Annotated in this window: 24 protein-coding genes; 20 read left to right on the top strand and 4 right to left on the bottom strand. The window is 70.3% G+C overall.

The features are described from left to right. The first annotated feature begins 49 nt into the window (after nt 1-49). From hrcA to BJ991_RS12855, 9 genes are read left to right on the top strand one after another with little or no spacing between them, the layout of a single operon-like run. Nucleotides 50-1,102 (top strand): heat-inducible transcriptional repressor HrcA, encoded by a 1,053-nt coding sequence (gene hrcA, locus BJ991_RS12895; RefSeq protein WP_179490604.1) that lies wholly within the window; start codon nt 50-52, stop codon nt 1,100-1,102. Between the two features lie 50 nt (nt 1,103-1,152). Then, nucleotides 1,153-2,268, top strand: a complete 1,116-nt coding sequence (gene dnaJ, locus BJ991_RS12890) for a molecular chaperone DnaJ (RefSeq protein WP_179490602.1) — start codon at nt 1,153-1,155, stop codon at nt 2,266-2,268. A gap of 5 nt (nt 2,269-2,273) precedes the next feature. After that, nucleotides 2,274-3,017: a 16S rRNA (uracil(1498)-N(3))-methyltransferase gene (locus BJ991_RS12885; RefSeq protein WP_179490600.1), complete on the top strand. Its 744-nt coding sequence runs from the start codon at nt 2,274-2,276 to the stop codon at nt 3,015-3,017. A gap of 40 nt (nt 3,018-3,057) precedes the next feature. Continuing rightward, nucleotides 3,058-3,399: an HIT domain-containing protein gene (locus tag BJ991_RS12880; protein ID WP_179490598.1), complete on the top strand. Its 342-nt coding sequence runs from the start codon at nt 3,058-3,060 to the stop codon at nt 3,397-3,399. A gap of 47 nt (nt 3,400-3,446) precedes the next feature. Next, nucleotides 3,447-4,472 carry a PhoH family protein gene (locus BJ991_RS12875; RefSeq protein WP_246301380.1) on the top strand — a complete coding sequence of 342 codons (1,026 nt, stop codon included), beginning with the start codon at nt 3,447-3,449 and terminating at the stop codon, nt 4,470-4,472. Then, entirely contained in the window at nt 4,469-4,939 is a 471-nt protein-coding gene (gene ybeY / locus BJ991_RS12870) for an rRNA maturation RNase YbeY (protein WP_179490594.1), read from the top strand. The genes BJ991_RS12875 and ybeY overlap by 4 nt, the downstream gene beginning before the upstream one ends. After that, nucleotides 4,936-6,306, top strand: a complete 1,371-nt coding sequence (locus tag BJ991_RS12865) for a hemolysin family protein (protein WP_179490592.1) — start codon at nt 4,936-4,938, stop codon at nt 6,304-6,306. Before ybeY ends, BJ991_RS12865 begins: the two co-directional genes overlap by 4 nt. Beyond that, nucleotides 6,299-7,225 carry a GTPase Era gene (gene era / locus BJ991_RS12860; RefSeq protein ID WP_179490590.1) on the top strand — a complete coding sequence of 309 codons (927 nt, stop codon included), beginning with the start codon at nt 6,299-6,301 and terminating at the stop codon, nt 7,223-7,225. Before BJ991_RS12865 ends, era begins: the two co-directional genes overlap by 8 nt. Nucleotides 7,226-7,260: 35 nt before the next feature. Beyond that, nucleotides 7,261-7,449, top strand: a complete 189-nt coding sequence (locus BJ991_RS12855; protein ID WP_179490588.1) for a hypothetical protein — start codon at nt 7,261-7,263, stop codon at nt 7,447-7,449. 21 nt (nt 7,450-7,470) lie between these two features. Here BJ991_RS12855 and BJ991_RS12850 read toward each other — a convergent pair whose 3' ends face one another. Further along, nucleotides 7,471-8,085 (bottom strand): hypothetical protein, encoded by a 615-nt coding sequence (locus BJ991_RS12850; protein ID WP_179486429.1) that lies wholly within the window; start codon nt 8,083-8,085, stop codon nt 7,471-7,473. Nucleotides 8,086-8,452: 367 nt separating this feature from the next. On the opposite strand from BJ991_RS12850, the gene leuA reads away from it, so the two are divergent. Further along, nucleotides 8,453-10,219: a 2-isopropylmalate synthase gene (gene leuA / locus BJ991_RS12845; RefSeq protein WP_179490586.1), complete on the top strand. Its 1,767-nt coding sequence runs from the start codon at nt 8,453-8,455 to the stop codon at nt 10,217-10,219. Between the two features lie 27 nt (nt 10,220-10,246). Here leuA and BJ991_RS12840 read toward each other — a convergent pair whose 3' ends face one another. Further along, entirely contained in the window at nt 10,247-10,948 is a 702-nt protein-coding gene (locus BJ991_RS12840) for a TRIC cation channel family protein (RefSeq protein WP_179490584.1), read from the bottom strand. A gap of 208 nt (nt 10,949-11,156) precedes the next feature. Between BJ991_RS12840 and recO the strand changes: the two genes are divergently transcribed. The 6 genes from recO (at nt 11,157) to BJ991_RS12810 (ending at nt 16,177) form a co-directional block, all read left to right on the top strand. After that, on the top strand, nt 11,157-11,885 hold the full coding sequence (gene recO, locus BJ991_RS12835; protein ID WP_179490582.1) for a DNA repair protein RecO: 729 nt from the start codon (nt 11,157-11,159) through the stop codon (nt 11,883-11,885). After that, the gene (locus tag BJ991_RS12830) at nt 11,882-12,694 is read left to right on the top strand and encodes an isoprenyl transferase (protein WP_179490580.1); all 813 of its coding nucleotides are present in this window, start codon (nt 11,882-11,884) and stop codon (nt 12,692-12,694) included. Before recO ends, BJ991_RS12830 begins: the two co-directional genes overlap by 4 nt. Before the next feature lie 99 nt (nt 12,695-12,793). Next, a complete protein-coding gene (locus tag BJ991_RS12825) occupies nt 12,794-13,528 on the top strand; it encodes a hypothetical protein (RefSeq protein ID WP_179490579.1) in 735 nt (244 codons plus the stop codon). Then, a complete protein-coding gene (locus BJ991_RS12820; RefSeq protein ID WP_179490578.1) occupies nt 13,525-14,544 on the top strand; it encodes a hypothetical protein in 1,020 nt (339 codons plus the stop codon). The genes BJ991_RS12825 and BJ991_RS12820 overlap by 4 nt, the downstream gene beginning before the upstream one ends. Nucleotides 14,545-14,593: 49 nt before the next feature. After that, nucleotides 14,594-15,304, top strand: coding sequence for a DsbA family oxidoreductase (locus tag BJ991_RS12815; RefSeq protein WP_179490577.1), 711 nt, complete (start codon nt 14,594-14,596; stop codon nt 15,302-15,304). Nucleotides 15,305-15,418: 114 nt separating this feature from the next. After that, the gene (locus BJ991_RS12810; protein ID WP_179490576.1) at nt 15,419-16,177 is read left to right on the top strand and encodes an SDR family oxidoreductase; all 759 of its coding nucleotides are present in this window, start codon (nt 15,419-15,421) and stop codon (nt 16,175-16,177) included. A gap of 29 nt (nt 16,178-16,206) precedes the next feature. Here the strand turns inward: BJ991_RS12810 and BJ991_RS12805 are convergent, their stop codons facing one another. Together BJ991_RS12805 and BJ991_RS12800 are read right to left on the bottom strand one after the other, a co-directional pair. After that, nucleotides 16,207-16,605: a nuclear transport factor 2 family protein gene (locus tag BJ991_RS12805; RefSeq protein WP_179490575.1), complete on the bottom strand. Its 399-nt coding sequence runs from the start codon at nt 16,603-16,605 to the stop codon at nt 16,207-16,209. A 67-nt stretch (nt 16,606-16,672) separates the two neighbouring features. Further along, nucleotides 16,673-17,173: a glutathione peroxidase gene (locus BJ991_RS12800; protein ID WP_179490573.1), complete on the bottom strand. Its 501-nt coding sequence runs from the start codon at nt 17,171-17,173 to the stop codon at nt 16,673-16,675. Nucleotides 17,174-17,319: 146 nt separating this feature from the next. Here BJ991_RS12800 and dusB point away from each other — a divergent pair, with 146 nt between their 5' ends. The 4 genes from dusB to BJ991_RS12780 are packed head-to-tail and all read left to right on the top strand — an operon-like array spanning nt 17,320 to nt 22,536. After that, nucleotides 17,320-18,480 (top strand): tRNA dihydrouridine synthase DusB, encoded by a 1,161-nt coding sequence (gene dusB, locus BJ991_RS12795; RefSeq protein ID WP_179490571.1) that lies wholly within the window; start codon nt 17,320-17,322, stop codon nt 18,478-18,480. Then, nucleotides 18,470-19,828, top strand: coding sequence for a deoxyguanosinetriphosphate triphosphohydrolase (locus tag BJ991_RS12790; protein ID WP_179490569.1), 1,359 nt, complete (start codon nt 18,470-18,472; stop codon nt 19,826-19,828). The genes dusB and BJ991_RS12790 overlap by 11 nt, the downstream gene beginning before the upstream one ends. Further along, nucleotides 19,828-21,699, top strand: a complete 1,872-nt coding sequence (dnaG, locus tag BJ991_RS12785; protein ID WP_179490567.1) for a DNA primase — start codon at nt 19,828-19,830, stop codon at nt 21,697-21,699. The genes BJ991_RS12790 and dnaG overlap by 1 nt, the downstream gene beginning before the upstream one ends. 48 nt (nt 21,700-21,747) lie before the next feature. Further along, on the top strand, nt 21,748-22,536 hold the full coding sequence (locus BJ991_RS12780; RefSeq protein ID WP_179490565.1) for an ATP-binding cassette domain-containing protein: 789 nt from the start codon (nt 21,748-21,750) through the stop codon (nt 22,534-22,536). The last annotated feature ends 30 nt before the right edge of the window (nt 22,537-22,566 follow it).

Genomic DNA, 22,566 nt, shown 5'->3' with positions numbered 1-22,566 from the left:
TCCGCTAGAATTGGCACTCACGACAGCAGAGTGCCAAGCGGGAGGGTGAATGGTCAGCGAACGCGGCCTCCAGGTCCTGCGGGCGATCGTGCAGGACTACGTCGACACGAACGAGCCGGTCGGCAGCAAGTCCATCGTCGAGCGGCATGCCTTCGGCGTGTCCGCGGCCACCATCCGCAACGACATGGCCCAGCTCGAAGACGAAGAGTTGATCGTCGCCCCGCACACGTCCTCGGGTCGCGTGCCCACCGACAAGGGCTACCGCGTGTTCGTCGACCACCTCGCGGAGCTGCGCCCGCTGACGTCCGCCCAGCGCTCGGCGATCATGGCGTTCCTCGAAGATGCCGGCGACCTCGACGACCTGCTCGTCCAAACGGTCCGCGCGCTCACGCGCCTGACGGGCCAGGTCGCGATCGTCCAGTACCCCTCCTTCTCGCGTGCGAGCGTCTCGCATGTCGAGCTCGTCCAGCTCGGCGGCGGCCGCATGCTCGTGATCATCGTGACCGACACCGGCCGGGTGTCGCAGCGCCTCGCGAACGTCCGCGGCGAGTACTCCGAAGACGAGGTGCAGCGCCTGCGCGCGGCGGTCTCGTCGGTGATCGTCGGCAGGTCGGTGCGCGACGGCGCCCACCTCGTCGACGAGCGGCTGGCCGAGGCATCCGCCGCCCCCGCGTCGGCGAAGCCGGCCGCCATCGACGACGCGACGGTCGAGCTCCTGCGGGTCGTGTCCGAAGAGCTCGAAGAGTTCCGGCAGGACCGTCTCGTGCTCGCCGGCGCGGCGAACCTCGCTCGGCGCGAGTCGGACTTCCGCGGCAGCATCTATCCGCTGCTCGAGGCGATCGAGGAGCAGGTCACGCTCCTGCGCCTCGTGAGCGAGATGCACGCCGACGACCAGGGACTCTCGGCGAGCATCGGGCGCGAGAACGAGCCGTTCGGACTGGCCGAGGCGTCTGTCGTCGCCAGCGATTACGATGCGACGGGCTCGCTCGCCCGCGTGGGCGTCATGGGTCCGACGCGCATGGACTACCCCACGAACCTCGCGGCGGTGCGAGCCGTCGCGCGCTACCTCACCCGGATGCTCCACGACGAGAACTCGCGCTGACGAGGCATCCGTGACGATCGATCCCGCGGAACGCGGGCGGGAAGGCGAATGTGGCTGACCACGACCACTACGAGGTCCTCGGCGTCTCACGAGACGCCAGCCAGGAGGAGATCAAGAAGGCGTACCGCCGGCTTGCGCGCGAGCTGCACCCCGATGTGAACCCCGGCGAGGAGGCGTCCGAGCGGTTCAAGCTCGTCACCCACGCGTACGACGTGCTGAGCGATCCCGAGCAGCGGCGCCGCTACGACATGGGCGGCGACTCGCCGTTCGGCGGCGCGAACGGGTTCGGCGGGTTCAGCGACATCTTCGAGACCTTCTTCGGGGCGGCGGGCGGCACGCGCGCGGCGCGGCCGCGGTCCCGGCGCGAGCGCGGGCAGGACGCCCTCGTGCGCGTCACGCTCGACCTCAAGGACGTCGTCTTCGGCGTGCACCGCGACATCGAGGTCGACACGGCCGTGCTGTGCGAGACGTGTCAGGGCTCCTGCTGCCAGCCGGGCACGGGGCCCGTCACGTGCGACATCTGCCACGGTGCGGGCTACGTGCAGCGGCAGGTGCGGAGCCTCCTCGGCAACGTGGTCACGAGCCAGCCGTGCACGGTGTGCCAGGGCTACGGCACGACGATCCCGTACCCGTGCGTCACGTGCCAGGGTCAGGGCCGCGTGCGCGCGCGCCGCACGGTGTCGATCGACATCCCGGCCGGCGTCGAGACGGGGCTGCGCCTTCAGCTTCCCGGCTCGGGCGAGGTCGGCCCCGGTGGCGGCCCCAACGGCGACCTCTACATCGAGGTCACGGTCGCCCCCGACGAGGTGTTCAGCCGCGACGGCGACGACCTGCTCGCGACGCTCGAGGTGTCGATGCCCGACGCGATCCTGGGCACGACCACCACGATCGAGTCGCTGGACGGCCCGGTCGACCTCGAGCTGCGCCCCGGCGTCCAGTCCGGCGACGTGATCACGGTCCGCAGCCGCGGCATCACGCCTCTGCGCGGCACGCAGCGCGGTGACCTCCGCATCGGCGTGCACGTCGTGACGCCCACGCGCGTCGACGGGCGATCGCGCACCCTCATCGAGGAGTTCGCGAAGAAGACGAAGCCCCCGGCCCCACGGCTCGCGCATTTCCAGCAGGGACTGTTCGCGAAGCTGCGCGACCGCTTCCGGAACGGCTGACACGGATGCCGCTGCACTTCCTCCTCGATGAGCAGGTGCTCGCGCGCCCGGGCGAGACCGTCGTGCTCACGGGAGCCGAGGCGCACCACGCCGCGAGCGTCCGCCGCGTGCGCGTCGGCGAGGAGGTGACGGTCGGCGACGGTCAGGGCGCGTGGCTCACCGGAACGTGCGAGTCGGTCGCACCGCGCGAGGTCGTCGTGCGGATCGACGGGCGGACGGATGTCCCGGCGCCGGCGCCGCGGGTGGTGCTCGTGCAGGCTCTCGCGAAGGGCGACCGCGACGAGCTCGCGGTGCAGGCGGCGACCGAGCTCGGGGTCGACGAGATCGTGCCGTGGCAGGCGTCCCGGAGCGTATCCCGCTGGGACGCCGCGAAGGCCGCGAAGGGCCGCGCGCGCTGGGCGACGATCGTGCGCGAGGCCGCGAAGCAGGCGCACCGCGCGTGGGTGCCCGAGGTGGGCGGGCTCGTCACCACGAAGCAGCTCACGCAGCGCGTCGCGCAGGGCGGGGCATCCGCGTTCGTGCTCGAGCCGGCCGGTGACGAGCGCCTCACCGCCATCGCCCTGGACCCGGCAGACCCGCGCGACCTCGTGCTCGTCGTCGGTCCCGAGGGCGGCATTGCGCCTGAGGAGCTGCGGGCTCTCGCGGATGCCGGCGCCCGGCTCGTGCGCCTGGGCGGCACCGTGCTGCGCACGTCGACCGCCGGCCCTGCTGCGCTCGCCATCGTGAATGCGGCGCTGGGTCGCTGGTGACCCACGCCGCGCGAACGGCTCGCTAACTAGACTTGTCCGCATGAGCGAACCCTCGATCTTCACGCGCATCTTCACCGGTGAGATCCCGTCCGAGATCATCGCGCAGACCGAGAACGTGTTCGCGATCCGCGACATCAACCCGCAGGCGCCCGTGCATCTGCTCGTGATCCCCAAGTCTCAGGAGTACCGCGATGTCGTCGAGCTCGCCGCCGGCGACCCCGATCTGCTCACCGAGATGATCGGGCTCGCCAACACCCTCGCATCCGAGCACGCCGACGGCGACTTCCGGCTGATCTTCAACCGCGGCGCCGGCGCCGGCCAGACGGTGTTCCATGTTCACGCCCATGTCCTCGCCGGGGGACTGGAGGAGAGAAGTCTTTGACCGACAACGAACCCGCCGTCGAGCGGGTCTACGCCGACGGAGTCGCCATGGTGCAGCTCCTCGGTCCCCAAGACCGCCTGCTGCGCGTCGTCGAGCGTGAGCACCCCGACGTCGACGTCCACGTGCGCGGCAACGAGATCACCCTCACCGGCGACGCTCCCGCCGTCGCCGCGGCCCGTGCGCTCGTCGACGAGCTGCTCGCGATGACGAAGGCGGGGCAGGGCCTGGATCCGGTCGACGTGACGTCGTCGAACCGCATCCTGCAGTCCGAGGGGGGTCCGCGCCCGTCGGAGGTGCTCGGCGAGGCGATCCTGTCGACACGCGGCAAGGTCATCCGCCCGAAGACGCTCGGGCAGAAGGCGTATGTCGACGCGATCGAGGAGAACACGATCGTGTTCGGCATCGGTCCTGCCGGAACGGGCAAGACCTACCTCGCGATGGCGAAGGCTGTGCAGGCGCTGCAGCGCAAAGAGGTCAACCGCATCATCCTGACGCGCCCGGCCGTCGAGGCGGGGGAGCGGCTCGGATTCCTGCCGGGCACGCTCACCGACAAGATCGACCCGTATCTGCGACCGCTGTACGACGCCCTCAACGAGATGATGGACCCCGAGCTCGTGCCCAAGCTCATGGCGACGGGCACGATCGAGGTCGCGCCGCTCGCCTACATGCGCGGTCGCACGCTCAACGACTCCTTCGTCGTGCTCGACGAGGCCCAGAACACGACCCCTGAGCAGATGAAGATGTTCCTCACGCGTCTGGGCTTCGGCACCAAGATGGTCGTCACCGGCGACATCACCCAGATCGACCTCCCGCAGGGGTCGTCGGGTCTGCGGCTGGTCACGCGCGTGCTCAAGGAGGTCGACGACATCCACTTCGCGTACCTCACGAGCGACGACGTCGTGCGTCACACGCTCGTCGGCCGCATCGTCGACGCGTACAGCGAGTACGACGAGCGACGCATCGCGGCCCGGCGCGAGCGGGACGAGGCATCCGAGTTCGCCAATCGGGCCGAGCGGCGCGCCGCCCGTCCCAGCGGACCGCGTGACCACCTGCCGAAACGAGGTCGCTCATGACGATCGAGATCACGAACGAGTCGGGCCTCGAGGTCGACGAGACGGTCCTCCTGCGGCTCATGGAGCACAGCCTGGCCGAGCTGCACGTGAGCCCGGATGCCGATGTGGCGATCCTCCTCGTCGACGAGGGCGCGATGGAGGCGCTGCACGTGCAGTGGATGGACGAGCCCGGGCCGACCGACGTGCTGAGCTTCCCGATGGACGAGCTGCGGCCGGGCACGGAGGAGATGCCGACGCCCCCGGGGCTGCTCGGCGACATCGTCCTGTGCCCGCAGGTCGCCGAGACCCAGGCGGTCGCAGCCAAGCACTCCACGATGGACGAGCTCGTGCTGCTCACGACGCATGGCCTGCTGCACCTGCTCGGATTCGATCACGCCGAGCCCGAGGAGGAGCGCGAGATGTTCGGGCTGCAGAAGAGCCTCATCACCGCGTTCCAGGGCTCGGAACGCCGGCGCGGCCGCGCATGACCGAAGCCCTCCTGCTCGTCGCGGCGGTGCTGCTCATGGCCTTCGGCGCGTTCATGGTGGCGATCGACGCGGCGCTGAGCGTCACGTCACGCGCCGACCTCGCGGAGCTCGCGGCGAACGGACGCAACGCGAACTCGCTGCGCCGCATCGGCGACGACCCCGAGGCGCACGAGAACGCGGTCGTGTTCATCCGCGTCCTCGCCGAGACCACGGCCGCGGTGCTCATCACCGTCGCGTTTACGCTGCTGTTCGACAACATCTGGTGGGCGATGCTCGCAGCGGCCCTGCTCACGACCGGCGTGTCGTACGTCGTCGTGGGAACGGGTCCTCGCAACCTCGGCCGCCAGCATGCGCGCGGCCTGCTGAAGAGCGCGGCGCCGGTCGTGCGGGGTGTGCGCATCATCCTCGGGCCGCTCGCGCACGGGCTGGTCGCGCTGAGCACGCGTATCACGCCGGGCGGGTCGCGGGGCTCGTCGTTCGCGTCGGAGGAGCAGCTGCTCTCGATCATCGACGAAGCCGCCGAGAACGAGCTCATCGAGGAGGACGACCGCGAGCTCATCCACTCGGTGTTCGACTTCACCGACACCTACGTGCGCGCGGTGATGGTGCCGCGCACCGACATGGTGACCGTCGACGCGAACGCGTCGACGCGTGAGGCGATGGCGATCTTTCTCGACAAAGGCGTCTCGCGCATCCCGATCGTCGACGACGAGGCGGATGACGTCGTCGGGGTGCTCTATCTCAAGGACCTCGTGCAGTTCGGCTTCCGCGACGAGAACGGGTGGCGCGACGCGCCCATCAGCCGCATCAGCCGTCCCGCGGTCTTCGTGCCCGAGTCGATGCGCGCCGAGACGCTGCTGCAGCAGATGAAGCGCGACGCCGTGCACGTGTGCCTCGTCGTCGATGAGTACGGAGGCGTGTCGGGGCTCGTGACGCTCGAGGATCTCATCGAGGAGCTCGTCGGCGAGATCGCCGACGAGTACGACCCCCGAGCCGACGAGGTCACCGAGGTCGAGCCGGGCCGCTACCGCGTGAGCGCGCGCCTCGGGCTCGACGAGGTCGGCGACCTGTTCGGCATCGAGCTCGAGGACGAGGACGTCGACTCGATCGGCGGCCTGCTCGGCAAGGCGCTCGGCCGCATCCCGCAGCCGGGGGCGACTGCCGAGTACGAAGGGCTCATCATGACCGGCGGGGCCTCACGAGGGCGTGGCCGCGGCATCGCGACGGTCTTCGTCGAACGCAGCGCCGCACTCGAGGCGGCCGAGGACGCGTTCAACGGCCGGTCGCCGCGCACGGGTGAGATCCGCACCGTGCGCCCGCGCACAGGCGAGGTGCGCATTGTGAGGAGAGGGGAACGGGATGTCTGATCCGGTGGAGGACCCGGGCGAGCAGTCGACCGCGACGCACTCGGGCTTCGTCACGTTCGTCGGCCGCCCCAACGTGGGCAAGTCGACGCTCATGAACGCGCTCGTCGGTGAGAAGGTCGCGATCACGAGCGACAAGCCGCAGACGACACGGCGCGCGATCCGCGGCATCCTGAACCGTCCCGGCGGACAGCTCGTCGTCGTCGACACGCCGGGCCTCCACAAGCCCCGCACTCTCCTCGGCCAGCGACTCAACGACCTCGTCGAGCAGGTGCTCGGCGACGTCGACGTCATCGGCTTCTGCGTCCCCGCGACCGAGAAGGTCGGCCCCGGAGACCGGCGCATCGCCGAGTCGCTGACCGGGTATCCGCGGGCCAGGAAGGTCGCGATCGTGACGAAGACGGATGCCGCGACCCGCGAGCAGATCACCGAGAGGCTCATCGAGGTCGACAGCCTCCGCGAGGACTGGGCGGCGGTGATCCCGCTGTCGGCGCTCACGCGCGACCAGCTCGACGTGCTCACCGACCAGCTCCTCACCCTCATGCCCGAGGGTCCGGCGCTGTATCCGGAGGACGTCGTCACGGACGAGTCGCTGGAGGACCGCGTCGCCGAGATCATCCGCGAAGCCGCGCTCGAGGGCGTGCGCGACGAGCTCCCGCACTCGATCGCCGTCACGATCGACGACATCGAGGAGCGCGAGACCGGCTCGATGACCGACGTCTACGCGAACATCATCGTCGAGCGCGACAGCCAGAAGGCGATCATCATCGGACGCAAGGGCTCGCGCCTGCGCGACGTCGGCGCGAAGGCGCGCGCACAGATCGAGCCGCTCATCGGCACGAAGGTGTTCCTCAAGCTGCACGTTCGCGTCGCGAAGGAGTGGCAGCGCGACCCGAAGCAGCTGGGGCGGCTGGGGTTCTGAGATCGGCTCACTGCATGCGGCGTAGACTCGCGACCATGGAGACGGTCACGACTCCGCTGCCGTGGACCGACCCGCGCGACGAGCTTGAGGTCGGAGTCCTCATGGCGAACGGACGACTCGCTCCGCGGCGGTTCGCGAACCGTGCGGAGGCCGAGGCGTGGGCGCGCCCCGAAGAGGGCGACCGCGTCGTGGAGTACAACCTCATCTGCGAGTGCGACAGCTGAGGCATCCGGCGCAGCAGGCGCTCAGCCCGAGACCTCGCGCAACATCGAGGTGACGAACACGACTTTCGCGCCGTACTCCGCGTCGACCGCGTCCTGCCACGTGCCGTCGTCCCACGGCACGTCGACCCACAGGTAGCCGCGGTCGGGATACGACGAGAGGTACGCGTCGCCCATCTTCGACGGCAGCTCCTCCTGGATCTCGAGCAGCCGCGCCTCGGAGGTCTCGCCCTCGACGCCGCCGGCCGGGTCATCCGGGCGCATCGGGTCGTACAGCGCCAGCATGATCGGCGGTTGCGTCACACTGAACGTCTCGCCGTCGAAGGTGCCGGTCACCGCGTACGCGCCCCACGTCACGTCGCCCGAGGTCTCGCTCCCCTCGACGCCGTCCCACGTCCAGCCCTCGAGCGGGAAGCCGGAGCACTGCGGCGGCCAGGACTCGGCGACGGGGCCGACGCACAGCTCGGCCTCTCCGCCCTTGTCGAGCACGGTTCCCGTCGCGACGACCTCGCCCTCCGGCGGGTCGGGCCACGTCGTTCCGAGGCTCGCTCCGGGCGGGGGAGCGTCGGCGGAGGGGGTGGCGCACGCGGACAGCGTGAGGGTGCCGGCCGCCACGATCGCGAGGGCGGCAGCGTGCAAGACGGAGACTCGTCGGTGAGGACTCATACCCGTTACGTGTCGCGAATCGCGCGATCGTCTCACGAGTTGAGCTGGAGGTAGGAGATGGTCCGAGGGTAGGCGGATTCTCACGCAGACAACCTACGGGCGGACCATCTCCTACTTTCGCAACCGGATTGGTCGGGTCGTGGCGGGCGCTTTCCGAAGCGGATGCCCCGCCCAGCGGCATCCGCATTGGCATCGCCCCCCGGGACGGGTGTACTCTCGGTCCATGCGCTTCGGCGGGCTCCTTCTTCTTAGCCGCCGCGACGAGGCTTCGTTCTAGGGCCTTTCTCGTCGCGGAGCTCGGTGTTGGCCCGCGACATCTGACGAGGAAGCAGCCCCCATCATGGAGAACCACCAGAAGCCGTCGTCCATGCCGGTCCACAAGTACCGGCCTTTCCACGAGCAGATCCGGGTCGACCTGCCCGACCGCACGTGGCCAGATCGGCGCATCGCGAAGGCGCCCCGCTGGTGCGCCGTCGACCTGCGCGACGGCAACCAGGCGCTCATCGACCCGATGAGCCCGGAGCGCAAGCGCATCATGTTCGACCTGCTGGTGCGCATGGGCTACAAGGAGATCGAGGTCGGATTCCCGAGCGCGAGCCAGACCGACTTCGACTTCGTGCGCCAGCTCATCGAAGAGAACCTCATCCCCGACGACGTCACGATCCAGGTGCTGACCCAGGCCCGCGAGGAGCTGATCGCCCGCACGTACGAGGCGATCCGCGGCGCCAAGCAGGCGATCGTGCACCTGTACAACTCGACGAGCATTCTCCAGCGCGAGGTCGTGTTCCGCACCGACAAGCAGGGCGTCATCGACATCGCGATGAACGGCGCCCGCTGGTGCAAGCAGTACGAGGCGACGGTCCCCGAGACGACCGTCTACTACGAGTACTCGCCCGAGAGCTACACGGGCACCGAGCTCGAGTTCGCGGTCGAGGTGTGCAACCGCGTGATGGAGGTCTTCGTCCCGACTCCGGAGCGCAAGGTCATCATCAACCTGCCGGCGACCGTCGAGATGGCGACCCCGAACGTGTACGCCGACTCGATCGAGTGGATGTCGCGTCACCTGAACCACCGCGAGAACGTCATCCTGTCGCTGCACCCGCACAACGACCGCGGCACCGCCGTCGCGGCGGCGGAGCTGGGCTACATGGCCGGCGCCGACCGCATCGAGGGCTGCCTGTTCGGCAACGGTGAGCGCACCGGCAACGTCGACATCGTCGCGCTGGGCGTGAACCTGCTGACGCAGGGCATCGACCCGCAGATCGACTTCAGTGACATCGACCAGGTCAAGCGCACGGTCGAGTACTGCAACCAGCTGCCCGTCCACGAGCGCAGCCCGTGGGCCGGCGACCTGGTCTTCACAGCGTTCAGCGGGTCGCACCAGGACGCCATCAAGAAGGGCTTGGAGGCCAGGGAGGCCCGTGCGGCCGCCGAAGGCGTCCCGGTCGACGAGCTGGAATGGGCCGTTCCGTACCTGCCGATCGACCCGAAGGATCTCGGCCGCTCCTACGAGGCTGTCATCCGGGTCAACTCGCAGTCCGGCAAGGGCGGCGTCGCCTACCTGCTGAAGAGCGACCACGCGCTCGACCTGCCGCGCAGGCTGCAGATCGAGTTCTCCGGCGTCGTGCAGGCGAAGACGGATGCCGAGGGCGGGGAGGTCACCAGCGACGAGATCTGGCGCATCTTCACCGACGAATACCTGCCGGCGGCCGACGCCGGCGAGCGCTGGGGCCGCTTCGAGCTGCTCGCGACCCGCACGCAGAGCGACATGTCGGGCGATGTCTCGCTCGAGGTCACGCTGCGCGACGGCGACGACCGGGTCGAGGCGACCGGTCACGGGAACGGCCCGGTCGCGGCGTTCCTGGAGATCGTGCGCGCGCACGGGTTCGACGTGACCCTCTACGACTACATCGAGCACGCGCTGAGCTCCGGCGGCGACGCGCAGGCGGCGGCGTATGTCGAGCTGCAGGTCGACGGCGAGCGCCTGTGGGGCGTCGGCATCGACAGCGACATCTCGACGGCGTCGCTCAAGGCGATCGTCTCGGGCGTCAACCGCGCGATCCGCACGCGTGAGCGCGAGCGCACCGAGGAGCTCGCGGCGGTCTGACTCCAGTTCGTCGGCGCCGGGCCCGCGTCAGCCGGCGTCGGGCCCGGGCTTGACGATCGGGATCGCGCTCGTCTCGACGGCGACGCGACGCCGGTGCAGTGCGCGCTGCTCGGGCAGCGAGATGTCGAAGATCACCGCGAGCACGCGGATCACCGCCGTCACGACGACGCACACGATCGCGGCCGGGATCAGCGCGAGCCCGGCCGCGTTCGAGATCGCGAGCACGGCGCATCCGACCCCTGCCGCAACGGCGTAGAGCGAGCCGACGTGCATGATCGCGACCGGCAGTCCCATGATCATGTCGCGCAGGATGCCGCCGCCGACGGCGGAGCATACGCCGACGAACACCGCCGGCACGGGTGGCAGCCCGAGCGCGAGCGCCTTGCTCGTGCCGAACGCGCCGAACAGCCCGATCACGATCGCGTCCAGGCCCACGATGACCGCGTTGAGGCGCTGGAAGAGTCCCGCGAGCAGCATCCCCACAAGGGAGGCGCACACCGCGGTGAGCAGATACCAATTGCTCTGGAGCGTGACGGGCGTCACGTTGAGCAGCAGGTCGCGGATGAGACCGCCGCCCATGCCCATGACGATCCCGATGATGGCGACGCCGAGCAGGTCGAGCCGTCGCTGACCCCGGAACCCCGACGCGAAGAGCGCGCCCTGGATGCCGCCAAGGCCCACGGCGATCAGATCCGCCCACAGCGGGATCACCAAGACGGGTTCGTCCACGAACCCATTGTGGCGGGAGGTCAGGCATGTGCGAACGCACCGCCGCCATGAATCCGTCGACGTCGTCGACCCACAGGCGCACGGCCTCGATGCGATCGTCTGCGTGGGGGAGCCGCACCTCGATCGGGTGCTCCAGCTCGATGCGGACTGCTCCGATTCGTCCGCCCCGCCTGCCCGGACCGTCGGCGCCGCGGCGGATAATGGACGGGTGCCCACCTACCGCGACGAAGTCGTGGTCCTGCGCACCCACAAGTTGGGTGAAGCCGACCGCATCGTGACGCTGCTCAGCCGACGCCACGGCAAGCTGCGCGCGGTCGCGAAGGGGGTGCGGCGCACGTCGTCGCGCTTCGGAGCCCGGCTCGAGCCCTTCATGGTCGCCGACGTCCAGCTCTACCAGGGCCGCTCGCTCGACATCGTGCAGCAGGCGGAGTCGCTCGGTGCGTACGGTGCCGACATCGCGGTCCACTACGACCGCTACACCGCCGCGAACGCGATGGTCGAGGCGGCCGACCGCCTCAACGAGGCGGAGGCGACGCCCAACCAGTACCTGCTGCTCGTGGGAGGGCTGCGCGCGCTCGCGCGAGGCGAACATGCCTCGCGCAGCATCCTCGACTCGTACCTGCTCCGCGCGATGGCGCTTTCGGGCTGGGCGCCCTCGCTCGCGGAGTGCGCCCGGTGCGGCGCGAGCGGTCCGCACGACGCGTTCGTGGCCCAGCTCGGCGGCATGGTGTGCCGCGACTGCGCCCCGACGGGCGCGGCGAGGCTCGGCGGCGACTCGGCACGCCTGCTCCGCTCGCTCATGGCGGGGGAGTGGGACGAGGTCGATGCCGCCCCACCCGCGGCGGCGGCCGCGGCATCCGGTCTCATCGCCGCCTACGCCCAGTGGCACCTGGAGCGTGGCATCCGCTCGCTGTCGCACGTGGAGGCGCCTCGGTGACACCCAAGCCCTACACGCACCGCGACGCCGTTGCATATCGCCCGCTCGACTGGACGGGCATCCATCCTCCGGCGTTCCCGGCGGGGAGCGTGCCGAAGCACGTCGCGATCGTCATGGACGGCAACGGCCGCTGGGCGAACCGCCGCGGCCTGCCGCGCATCGAGGGGCACAAGGCCGGCGAGGAGGTGCTGCTCGACGTCGTCGCGGGAGCGATCCAGACGGGCGTGGAGCACCTGTCGGTGTACGCGTTCTCGACCGAGAACTGGGCGCGCTCGCCCGACGAGGTCCGTTTCCTCATGGGCTACAACCGCGACGTGCTGCACCGCCGTCGCGACCAGCTCAACGAATGGGGCGTGCGCGTGCGGTGGTCGGGGCGCAAGCCCCGGCTGTGGGGATCGGTCATCAAGGAGCTCCAGTTCGCCGAGGAGCTCACGGCCGGCAACGACGTGCTCACGCTGACGATGTGCATCAACTACGGCGGACGGGTCGAGCTCGTCGACGCGATGCGCGAGATCGCCGGCGAGGTCGCGGCAGGACGCCTCAAGCCGTCGGCGATCACCGAGAAGACTGTGCGCCGGCACCTGTACCAGACCGACATGCCCGACGTCGATCTGTTCATCCGTTCGTCGGGCGAGCAGCGCACGTCGAACTTCCTGCTGTGGCAGTCCGCGTACGCCGAGTTCGTGTTCCTCGACACGCTGTGGCCCGACTTCAGCCGCACGGATCTGTGGCGCGCGATCCAGATCTACCTCGACCGCGATCGCCGCTTCGGCGGCGCCGTGGACCAGCCCGCGCCGCCTGCGCTCTGACGGGCTCTTCTGCCACGGATGCCGCGGGCGTATCCTGCGGGCGAGTGGATGCTCCTCTCCTGTGGGGCACGGCGGAACGCCGTGGTCAGGAGGTGTCTCATGGACCGTACCCGACGCCCGGCCCGGCGCGCCGCGGTGGTGGCTGCGATGGTGGTGGGCGCGGTGCTCGCGCTCGCGTCGTGCGCGCCCGTATCGGACGAGGACACCGCGGATGCCACGGCCACCCCGACACCGACGCAGACGACCGAGGCGCCGACGCCGACGCCGACCGGCAACGGCAGCGGCGGCAACGGCAACGGCGGGGACGGCCCCGTGGACCCGGCACAGCAGACACGCCGCAGCGGCCCGGCCGCGGAGTACGGCGGGCCGCCCTTCGGAGACCAGGGCGCCGAGTTCCTCGGTGACGGCCAGTGGTGCTCCACCGTGGCGCTCTTCTGGGGCGACGCCCCACCGCCCGTCAACGTGGCGTTCACCATCGACGGCGTGGCGTCCCACCCGGCGGGAGCCCTCAGCGCGCAGCCGCAGGTGTGCGGCAATGCGGGTGCCACGACGTCGTGCATCGGGTTCACGATGACGCCCGAGACCGGATCGGTGTTCTGCAGCATGCTCCTCACGGCCGGGCCGTCGTTCCCCGGGCAGGCGACCGTCACCTTCGTCGGCACGTTGGTGTGCACCGAGGCTCAGTACTGCGACGCCGCGATGGCGCGCCCCGCCAGCCCTGGTCCGCCGATCGTCATCACCGACCCCGGTCAGCCGGACGAAGAGCCCGATCCGCCGACCGAGACGGATCCGCCGATCGACGACACCGAATCACCCGAGAGCGAGGCGCCGTGACGACCACCTCCCGACACGAGCCTGAGGCCGCGGCATCCGTCGCGCCGATCGGTCACGGACCCGTCGGCGATCCGACGCGATCCGAGACCGATGCGATGCCCTCCGTTGAACCCGCCCCGGCTCCCGCGCCCGCCGACACCATCCCCGGGCCGCCCAACTTCGCGTTCGAGAAGTGGATGAGCTTCCTGTCGTCTTTCGTCGCGCCGGTCACGCTCATCACGGCCCTGCTCTTCTACTTCGGGTACGTGTCGTCGCGCACGTTCTTCGCGTACTTCGGCATCGACGTCGAGGTGCTCGGGCTCAGCAACCAGGCGTTCGTGATGCGCAGTCCCGGCGCGCTGTTCGTGCCGCTCGTGCTGGCCCTCATCGTCGCCGCGGGGCTGGTGGTGGGGCATCGGCTGCTGCGCAAGCGACTCAGGACCGCGGATGCCACGACCCGCACGCGCGTCGTGTCGGCGATCGCGTGGACGGGCATCGGCCTCATCCTCGCCGGCATCGCGCTCGCGCTGCTGTGGGGCGTGTTCGGGGGTTGGGAACTCGCCCCGCTCATCACGCCTCTCCTGCTCGCGGTCGGTGCGGGGCTCGCCGCGTACGCCGCCTCGACGGTGCGCGCGCTGCGCGGCGGCTCGGAGGGACGCGCGCTCGTGGTCCTGCTCGTCGTGGCCATGGTCGCGGGCGCCTTCTGGGCCACGGCCACTCTCGCGGAGTGGTGGGGGCGCGGCCAGGCGCGGGCGCTGGCGGCCGACCTGACGTCGCTGCCTGCGGTCGTGCTGGACACGCAGGAGCGGATGTTCCCCGGCAACGACCAGATCATCTTCCAGGAGCTGGAGCCGTTCGAGGAAGGGCAGATGTACCGCTATCGGTATCACGGCCTGCGGCTGCTCGTGCAGGGCGGCGGACGGCTGTTCCTCGTGCCGGATCAGTGGTCGCCCGATGCCTCGACCCTCGTCGTGCCTTACGACGACACCGTCCGCGTGCGGTTCCGGTTCTTTCCCGACGCGAACCCGCCGGGCTGATCATGCTTCCGCGGGAATAGATTGTCCGTCGTCGCCGGTTGTTCCCGGCATGACGGATGCCATCAAGATCGACGTGTGGTCGGATATCGCCTGCCCCTGGTGCTACATCGGAAAGCGGAACCTCGAGAACGGACTCGCTGCGGCATCCATCGATGAAGACGCACCCGTCGTGGAGGTGACATATCACTCGTTCGAGCTGTCGCCCGACACGCCCGTGGACTTCGAAGGCGACGAGCTGGATTACCTGTCGACGCACAAGGGCATCTCGCGCGAGCAGGCGCAGTCCATGATCGACCGCGTCACGGGAGTCGCTGCTCAATCCGGCCTCGACTACCGCTACGACCTCCTCAAGCACACGAACACCGTGAAGGCGCACGAGCTGCTGCACTTCGCGAAGGCGCACGGCCGCCAGCTCGAGCTCGCCGAGCGCCTCATGTCGGCCTACTTCGTCGAGGGCCGCCACCTCGGCCGCACCGACGTGCTCGTGGAGCTCGCTGCCGAAGCGGGACTCGACGCGGATGCCGCGCGCGAGGCCCTCGAGTCGCGCCAGTACCTCAGCGAGGTGCGCGCCGACCAGAAGCAGGCCGCCGCGTACGGGATCAACGGCGTGCCGTTCTTCGTGATCGACGGCAAGTACGGCGTGTCGGGAGCTCAGCCCCCCGAGGCGTTCGCGCAGATCGCGCGCCAGGTGTGGACGGAGCACCGCGCGGTCGAGGCGACTGCCGACGAGGATGCGGAGCGCGTGACCGCCGAGGTCTGAGCCGGGCCGCACGAAGCGAGCGAGGCGAACGTCCCCGGCGACACTCGATACGCTCGGGTGAGAGCACGCGGCGTTCACGAGGAGCGCCGCCCAGACGAGCGGCAGGAGGCCGGCGTGGCGGTGGATTTCGGAGATGGTGGGGCCTTCATCCTCGGTGGCAGCGGAGGGCTCGGCAGTGCCATCTCCCACGCGTTCGCCGCAGCCGGCGTTCCGGTCGCGATCACATACCGCACCCGTGAGGCGGCCGCCGAGGCAGTCGTGGCAGAGGTCCGCTCCCAGGGCTCCGACGCGGAGAGCTTCGCCGTCGATGCAACCGATCCTCAGTCGATCGCTCAGGCGATGGAGTCTGCGAGTGCCCGTTTCGGGGGTCTGCACAGCGTCGTCTACGCCGCGGGACCGAACTTCACTCCGGAGTTCTTCAGCCGCACGCAGCCGGAGGTGTGGGACGACTGGCTGCGCGGCGACGCGCTCGCCGCGATCAATCTCGCGCAGGCCGCCCTTCCGCACCTCCGGAAGACCGCTGGATCCTTCACCGCGTTGACCACGTACCAGGCAGGGCTGGTCGAGATCCGTGGCGGGACGTCGGCGATCTCGAAGGCTGCGGTGGATCGTATGGTCGCCGTCATCGCGAAGGAGGAGGGGCGATTCGGCGTCCGCGCGAACAGCGTGCAGTGCGGGTGGTACGACGTCGAGGCGAATCGGCGGCTTTTCGCGGAGAACCCCGGACTCGAGGCTCAGAAGGCGGCAGCGATCCCGCTGCGCCGGCTGGGCAGCCGCGACGAGATCGGCGCGACGGTGGTGTTCCTCTCCTCCCGCAGGGCCGGGTTCATCACGGGCGTGAATCTCACCGCGGACGGTGGGGAGTCGCTCTGAGCCACCGCGAGCCGCGGTGACCTGCGGAATCAGGCCCGGCGCGGATCGCGAACGGTCGCGACGCGGTGCTTGATCCGCCAGCCCTCTTCCGTGCGATGCATCAGGTCGTCGTAGTCGCCGAGCCAGAACGTTCCGTCATGGGTGTGGACGAACCACTTCGCCTTGACGCGCACGCCGTCCTCCGCTTCGTAGACCCAGACGTTGGTCATCGAGTGGACGAGCGGGTGGGGCGGCTTGCCCTTCGCGAACCAGGCGCAGATCGCCTCGAGTCCCTCCTTGTAGCTGTTGGGACCGGCGCCCCGACCGTCGAAGACGGCATCGGTGCTGAACACACGGGCCAGCAGCGCGGGGTCCTCCGCATCGACGGCGTGCCCGTACAGCGCCTGCAGCTGCTGGATCTCGACGATGTCATCGGTGCTCAGCGCCATCCGTCGGCCCCTCTCCACTCATCCTTCGCCTGAGGAGAGTATGCACGGACGCGAGTGCCCGTCCGAATCACCGCGGCAAGCTCGCCTCGATCGCCTCGACGATCGCGGGGTCATCCGGGCGAACCGGGGTGCGGAAGCGACGCACGGAGCCGTCCGGCGACACGAGGAACTTCTCGAAGTTCCACCCGACGTCGCCCGACTGGGCCTCGTCGTCGGCAGTCCGCTTGAGGGCCTCGTACAGCGGAACCGTGCCCTCGCCGTTGACCTCGACCTTGTCCATGATCGGGAAGGTCACGCCCCACGTCGTCGAGCAGTACTCGAGGATCTCGTCGATCGAGCCGGGCTCTTGCCCCTTGAACTGGTTGCACGGGAAGCCGAGCACCGTGAAGCCGCGGTCGCCGTAGTCCCGTTGCAGCTGCTCGAGCTGCTCGTACTGAGGCGTGAAGCCGCACCGGGACGCCACGTTGACGACGAGGACCACCGTGTCGCCGTAGTCGGCGAGGGTCGCCGTGCTGCCGTCGGCGGTGCGGAAGGGGATGTCGCGGAGATCTGTCGCCGTGGAGGTCATGTCCCCAGGCTAGAGCGAATCGCGGGGCTCGGGAGCGGGAACGGGCCGGATTCGGGAGCTTCCTCCACAGGCGTGGTCCCGGCTCGCATGACGCACGCGGCATCCGCGTCCAGCCCTGATTCGGCTTGAGATGGGAAGATGGTCGGGTGACTTCCGCACTCGTCGATGCGCCCGCACGCGCGCTGTCCATCGGGCCCATCCAGCTCGATGCCCCCGTCGTGCTCGCGCCCATGGCGGGCATCACCAACACGGCGTTCCGGCGACTGTGCCGCGAGTACGGCGCCGGGCTCTACGTGAGCGAGATGATCACGACGCGCGCCCTCGTCGAGCGCAACGCCACGACGATGCGCCTCATCACGCACCACGAGTCCGAGACACCCCGCTCGATCCAGCTCTACGGCGTCGACCCGGCGACGACCGAGGCGGCGGTGCGGCTGCTCGTCGAAGAGGACCGCGCCGATCACATCGATCTGAACTTCGGATGCCCCGTGCCCAAGGTCACGCGCAAGGGTGGCGGCTCCGCGCTGCCGTGGAAGCTCGGGCTCTTCCGCGACATCGTCACGCGCGCCGTGCGCGCCGCGGGCGACATTCCGCTGACCGTCAAGATGCGCAAGGGCATCGACGCCGACCACCTGACCTACCTCGACGCGGGCCGCATCGCCGAAGACGCGGGCGTCGCCGCCGTCGCGCTGCACGCCCGCACCGCCGCCGAGTTCTACTCCGGCGAGGCGGACTGGTCCGCGATCGCCGCGCTGAAGGAGGCGGTCACGAGCGTCCCCGTCCTCGGCAACGGCGACATCTGGAGCGCCGACGACGCGGTGCGCATGATGGACGAGACCGGCTGCGACGGCGTCGTCGTGGGTCGCGGATGCCTGGGCCGCCCGTGGCTTTTCGGCGACCTCACCGCGGCGTTCGGCGCCCAGAGCCGCACGGTCGACGCGACGCTCGGCTTCGTCGCGCAGGCGTTCCGTCGCCACGCCGAGCTGCTCGTCGAGTTCTTCGACGACGAGGGTCGCGGGTGCCGCGATATCCGCAAGCACGTCGCGTGGTATTTCAAGGGCTACCCGGTCGGCGGTGACACGCGTGCGCGCCTCGCGACCGTGTCGTCCCTGGCCGAGATCGAGGAGCTCCTCGCCACGCTCGACCTCGACGCGCCGTACCCCGGCGCCGCCGCCGAGGGGCAGCGCGGCCGTGCCGGAAGCCCCAAGCGACCGGCGCTGCCCGAAGGCTGGCTCGACTCGCGCGAGGTCGGGGCCGAGGCATCCGCCACCCTCGCCGAAGCGGAACTCGACACCAGTGGCGGCTGACGGCGCCGGAGCGGTCGGCGTCGCGTCGGGGCGACCGGAGGGCTACGACGACGCGGATGCCGCGCGCTTCCACATCGAACGCCACCGGTCGCAGCGCGACGACTTCGCCCGCGATCGCGCCCGCGTGCTGCACTCGGCGGCCCTGCGCCGCCTCGCGGCGAAGACCCAGGTGCTGAGCCCTGCGAGCCCCGCCGACTTCGCACGCAACCGCCTCACGCACTCGCTCGAGGTCGCACAGGTCGGGCGTGAGCTCGCCACGGCCCTGATGCTGTCGCCCGACGTCGTCGACACGGCGTGCCTGAGCCACGACCTCGGGCATCCGCCGTTCGGTCACAACGGTGAGCGGGCGCTCAACGACTGGGCCGACGACATCGGCGGCTTCGAGGGCAACGCGCAGACCCTGCGCATACTCACGCGCCTCGAGCCGAAGGTGCTCGGAGGCGACGGCCGCACGTACGGGCTCAATCTCACGCGCGCGAGCCTCGACGCGACGTGCAAGTACCCCTGGACGGCGGAGCACCCGCTGCCCGATCCCGGCGGGCGCCTCAAGTTCGGCGTGTACCCCGACGACGAAGACGTCTTCCGCTGGATGCGCGAGGGCGCGCCCGGGCGCGTGCGCTGCATCGAGGCAGAGGTGATGGACCTCTCCGACGACATCGCCTACTCGGTGCACGACTTCGAAGACGCGATCGTGAACGGCTACCTCGACCCCGCGCGCCTCGCGGACGCGGGCGAGCACGACGCACTGCTCCGCGCGATCCAGTCGTGGGTGGGCTTCGACTTCGCCCTCGACGAGCTCGAGGACGCCCTGTACCGGCTCATGCGGATGCCCGAGTGGATCCGCACGTTCGACGGCACGCGCGCCGCCCACGCGCACCTCAAGAACCTCACCTCCGATCTCATCGGGCGGTTCGCGCGCGCCGCGACGACCGCCACGCGCGAGGCGTACCAGGTGCCCGTGCTCACGCGCTACCGCTCGCACGTCGTCGTGCCGCGTGTCGTCGAGGCCGAGATGGCGGTGCTCAAGGGGATCATCGGAGCCGTGGTCGTGTCGATCGAGGGTCGCAAGGTGCTCTACAAGGAGCAGCGCCGCGTGCTCAGGCGCCTCGCGACGGCCCTGTGGGAGCACCCCGAGGCGCTCGACGCGATGCACGCGCAGGATTTCGCAGCCGCAGAGACGGATCCCGCGCGCCGCCGCGTCGTCGTCGACCAGGTCGCGAGCCTCACCGACCAGCTCGCGATCGCGTGGCATGATCGGCTCGTCGGCGAGATCGACGCCGGGTCGCTCGGCGTGTGGTCGCCGACAGCGCCCAAGCCCGACACCGCGAGCAGGCGAGGAGGGCTCTGATGGCGGGGCGCATCCGTCAGGCCGACGTCGACGAGGTGAAGGCCCGCACGAACATCGCCGACATCATCGGCGAGCGCGTCGCGCTCAAGCCCGCCGGCGTGGGCTCGATGAAAGGACTGTGCCCGTTCCACGACGAGCGCAGCCCGAGCTTCAATGTGCGCCCGCAGGCGGGCTTCTACCACTGCTTCGGATGCGGCGAATCGGGCGACGTCTACTCGTTCCTGCGCCGCATGGACCACCTTTCGTTCACTGAAGCCGTCGAGCGGCTCGCGGGGCGCATCGGGTACACGCTCCACTACGAGGACGGGGGAGCGGCACCCGAGACGACGGGCCGCGCGCGGCTGTACGCCGCGAATGCCGCGGCCGCGGAGTTCTTCCGCGCGCAGCTCATGACGCCGGAGGCCGAGGCCGCGCGCTCCTTCCTCGGCTCGCGCGGGTTCGACGCGGGCGCCGCCGCCCACTTCGGGGTCGGGTATGCGCCCAAGGGCTGGTCGGGCATGCGTGAGGCGCTGCGCGGGAAGGGCTTCAGCGACGAGGAGCTCGCCTCGGCCGGCCTCGTCTCCCAAGGGCAGCGCGGTGTGTACGACCGCTTCCGCGGGCGGGTCGTGTGGCCCATCCGCGACGTCACGAGCCAGGTGATCGGGTTCGGGGCGCGGAAGCTGTACGACGACGACCAGGGCCCGAAGTACCTCAACACGCCCGAGACGCCCATCTACCGCAAGAACCAGGTGCTGTACGGGCTCGACCTCGCCAAGCGCGACATCTCGCGCGAGCACCGCGTCGTGGTCGTCGAGGGGTACACCGACGTCATGGCGTGCCACCTCGCGGGCATCACGACGGCGATCGCGACCTGCGGCACGGCGTTCGGCTCCGACCACATCACGGTGCTGCGGCGTGTGATGGGCGATGACAACGCGGCGGGCGAGGTTGTCTTCACGTTCGACCCCGACGAGGCGGGGCAGAAGGCCGCGCTGCGCGCGTTCGGAGACGAGAAGCGCTTCGCCGCGCAGACATACGTCGCGGTCGCACCGGACGGTCTCGACCCGTGCGACCTGCGCCTCGAGCGCGGCGACGCGGCTGTGCGCGCGCTCATGGAGACCAAGGCCCCCATGTTCGAGTTCGTCATCGACCGCCGTCTCGCGGGCTTCGACCTTGCGACGGTCGAGGGCCGCGCGGGCGCCCTCCGTGCGGCGGCGCCGATCGTCGCCGAGATCCGCGACCCCGCGCTGCGTCCGGGCTATGCGCGCGTGCTCGCGCGACGGCTGGGTCTCGAGCTCGGCGAGGTCACGCAGGCCGTCGAGCGGGCCCGGCGCGGGGGAGGGGGACGACCGGATGCCCCGACCCCGGGTCGCCCCCAGCGCGGGGCCCCGCAGGCCGAGGCATCCGACGAACCCGTCGTGCGCGTGACGATGGCGTCGCTCCCGCGCGCGGCCGACGTCGTGCTCGAGCGCGACGCGCTCATGGGGTTCCTGCAGTTCGGGCACCGCATCGATGCCGGGCTGCGTACACAGGCGCTCGCGCTGCCGTTCCGGCACCCCGCACTCGAAGCCGTGCGCCAGGCGGTGGCCGCGGCATCCGATGTCGAGCGTCCCGGATGGGCGGCGGATGCGGTGTCCAACGTCCGTGAGCCGTTCCGCTCGCTCGCGGCCGAGCTGCTCGCGGCCGATTTCCCGGCGCTCACCGACGAAGCCGCCGTCGCGTCGACCGCCGACCTCGCGCGGCGGCTCATCCTGCGTTCGCTGCAGCGGGAGAAGACGGAGCTGCTCGGGGCGATCCAGCGCGTCGCCGCGGACTCGGACGAAGGCCGCGGCATCCGCGTGCGCCTTCGCGAGATCGACCTCGAGCGCGAGAAGCTCCTCGTCGACCTGTGATCGGTCAAGCGGTTGGCATCCGTGGCGCGCGCACGGCATGATGTGGACATGTCCCGCCGTCGAGACGCCGAAGTCGCGATCCGGTGCACCGATCTCTCGATCGCCCGCGCCGGACGAGGCGCCCCGAGCGAGCGGGTCGTCGACGGCGTCTCGTTCACGCTCGGCCACGGAGCGACGCTCTCGCTCATGGGGCCGACGGGGGCAGGCAAGTCGAGCCTCGCCGCGATCCTCGCGGGCAGCAACGAGCAAGGGCTCGCGGTCGTCGGCGGTGATGCGGAGGTCCTCGGCATCCGCGTGCGCCGTCCTGGCCGCGCGCACCGCGAGCTGACCTACTACACCGGCTATCTGCCGCAGCGGGCGGGGGCGAACCTGCCCGCGCGCCAGACGGTGTCGGAGCTCATCGCCGAGCCCATCACCAGCCGCTCCCGCCGCGTCAACGAGCGTGCGCTGGCGGTGCGGATCGCGTCGCTGCTCGACGAGCTCATGCTGCCGCTCGGCGCCGCGGCGAAGTACCCGTACGAGCTCAGCGCGGGCATGCGGCAGCGCGTCGCGTTCGCGCGGGCACTCATCCTTCAGCCGCGGATGCTCATCGCCGACGAGCCCTTCGCGAACATGGACGTCGAGGCACGGCGCGCGGCGAAGAAGGCGATCCTCCGGCGGCGGCACGGGTACGGCATGTCCGCCGTGGTCGTCACCAACGAAAGCGATGTCGTGCGCGATCTCGACACCGACGTGCTCGTCCTGCGGGGCGGTCACGCGATCGCCTACGGGCACGGCACGGAGGACCTTCTGTGGACCCCGAGCGGCGGAGCCGACCGGCGCCTCATCGCCTCCTGATGGTCATGAGCACGGTTCCGGCTTTGATAA

The organism is Microbacterium immunditiarum (genome assembly GCF_013409785.1).
GTDB lineage: Bacteria > Actinomycetota > Actinomycetes > Actinomycetales > Microbacteriaceae > Microbacterium > Microbacterium immunditiarum.
This window is presented reverse-complemented; position numbering and strand designations above follow the sequence as displayed.

What these genes read in the sequence shown, in the direction of transcription:
- BJ991_RS12875 (WP_246301380.1), top strand. Translation starts at nt 3,447, where the DNA reads ATGGTGCAGCTCCTCGGTCCCCAAGACCGCCTGCTGCGCGTCGTCGAG.
- BJ991_RS12880 (WP_179490598.1), top strand. Translation starts at nt 3,058, where the DNA reads ATGAGCGAACCCTCGATCTTCACGCGCATCTTCACCGGTGAGATCCCG.
- BJ991_RS12815 (WP_179490577.1), top strand. Translation starts at nt 14,594, where the DNA reads ATGACGGATGCCATCAAGATCGACGTGTGGTCGGATATCGCCTGCCCC.
- BJ991_RS12825 (WP_179490579.1), top strand. Translation starts at nt 12,794, where the DNA reads ATGGACCGTACCCGACGCCCGGCCCGGCGCGCCGCGGTGGTGGCTGCG.
- hrcA (WP_179490604.1), top strand. Translation starts at nt 50, where the DNA reads ATGGTCAGCGAACGCGGCCTCCAGGTCCTGCGGGCGATCGTGCAGGAC.
- BJ991_RS12865 (WP_179490592.1), top strand. Translation starts at nt 4,936, where the DNA reads ATGACCGAAGCCCTCCTGCTCGTCGCGGCGGTGCTGCTCATGGCCTTC.
- BJ991_RS12805 (WP_179490575.1), bottom strand. Translation starts at nt 16,605, where the DNA reads ATGGCGCTGAGCACCGATGACATCGTCGAGATCCAGCAGCTGCAGGCG.
- leuA (WP_179490586.1), top strand. Translation starts at nt 8,453, where the DNA reads ATGGAGAACCACCAGAAGCCGTCGTCCATGCCGGTCCACAAGTACCGG.
- BJ991_RS12855 (WP_179490588.1), top strand. Translation starts at nt 7,261, where the DNA reads ATGGAGACGGTCACGACTCCGCTGCCGTGGACCGACCCGCGCGACGAG.
- ybeY (WP_179490594.1), top strand. Translation starts at nt 4,469, where the DNA reads ATGACGATCGAGATCACGAACGAGTCGGGCCTCGAGGTCGACGAGACG.
- dnaG (WP_179490567.1), top strand. Translation starts at nt 19,828, where the DNA reads ATGGCGGGGCGCATCCGTCAGGCCGACGTCGACGAGGTGAAGGCCCGC.
- era (WP_179490590.1), top strand. Translation starts at nt 6,299, where the DNA reads ATGTCTGATCCGGTGGAGGACCCGGGCGAGCAGTCGACCGCGACGCAC.
- BJ991_RS12885 (WP_179490600.1), top strand. Translation starts at nt 2,274, where the DNA reads ATGCCGCTGCACTTCCTCCTCGATGAGCAGGTGCTCGCGCGCCCGGGC.
- BJ991_RS12800 (WP_179490573.1), bottom strand. Translation starts at nt 17,173, where the DNA reads ATGACCTCCACGGCGACAGATCTCCGCGACATCCCCTTCCGCACCGCC.
- BJ991_RS12780 (WP_179490565.1), top strand. Translation starts at nt 21,748, where the DNA reads ATGTCCCGCCGTCGAGACGCCGAAGTCGCGATCCGGTGCACCGATCTC.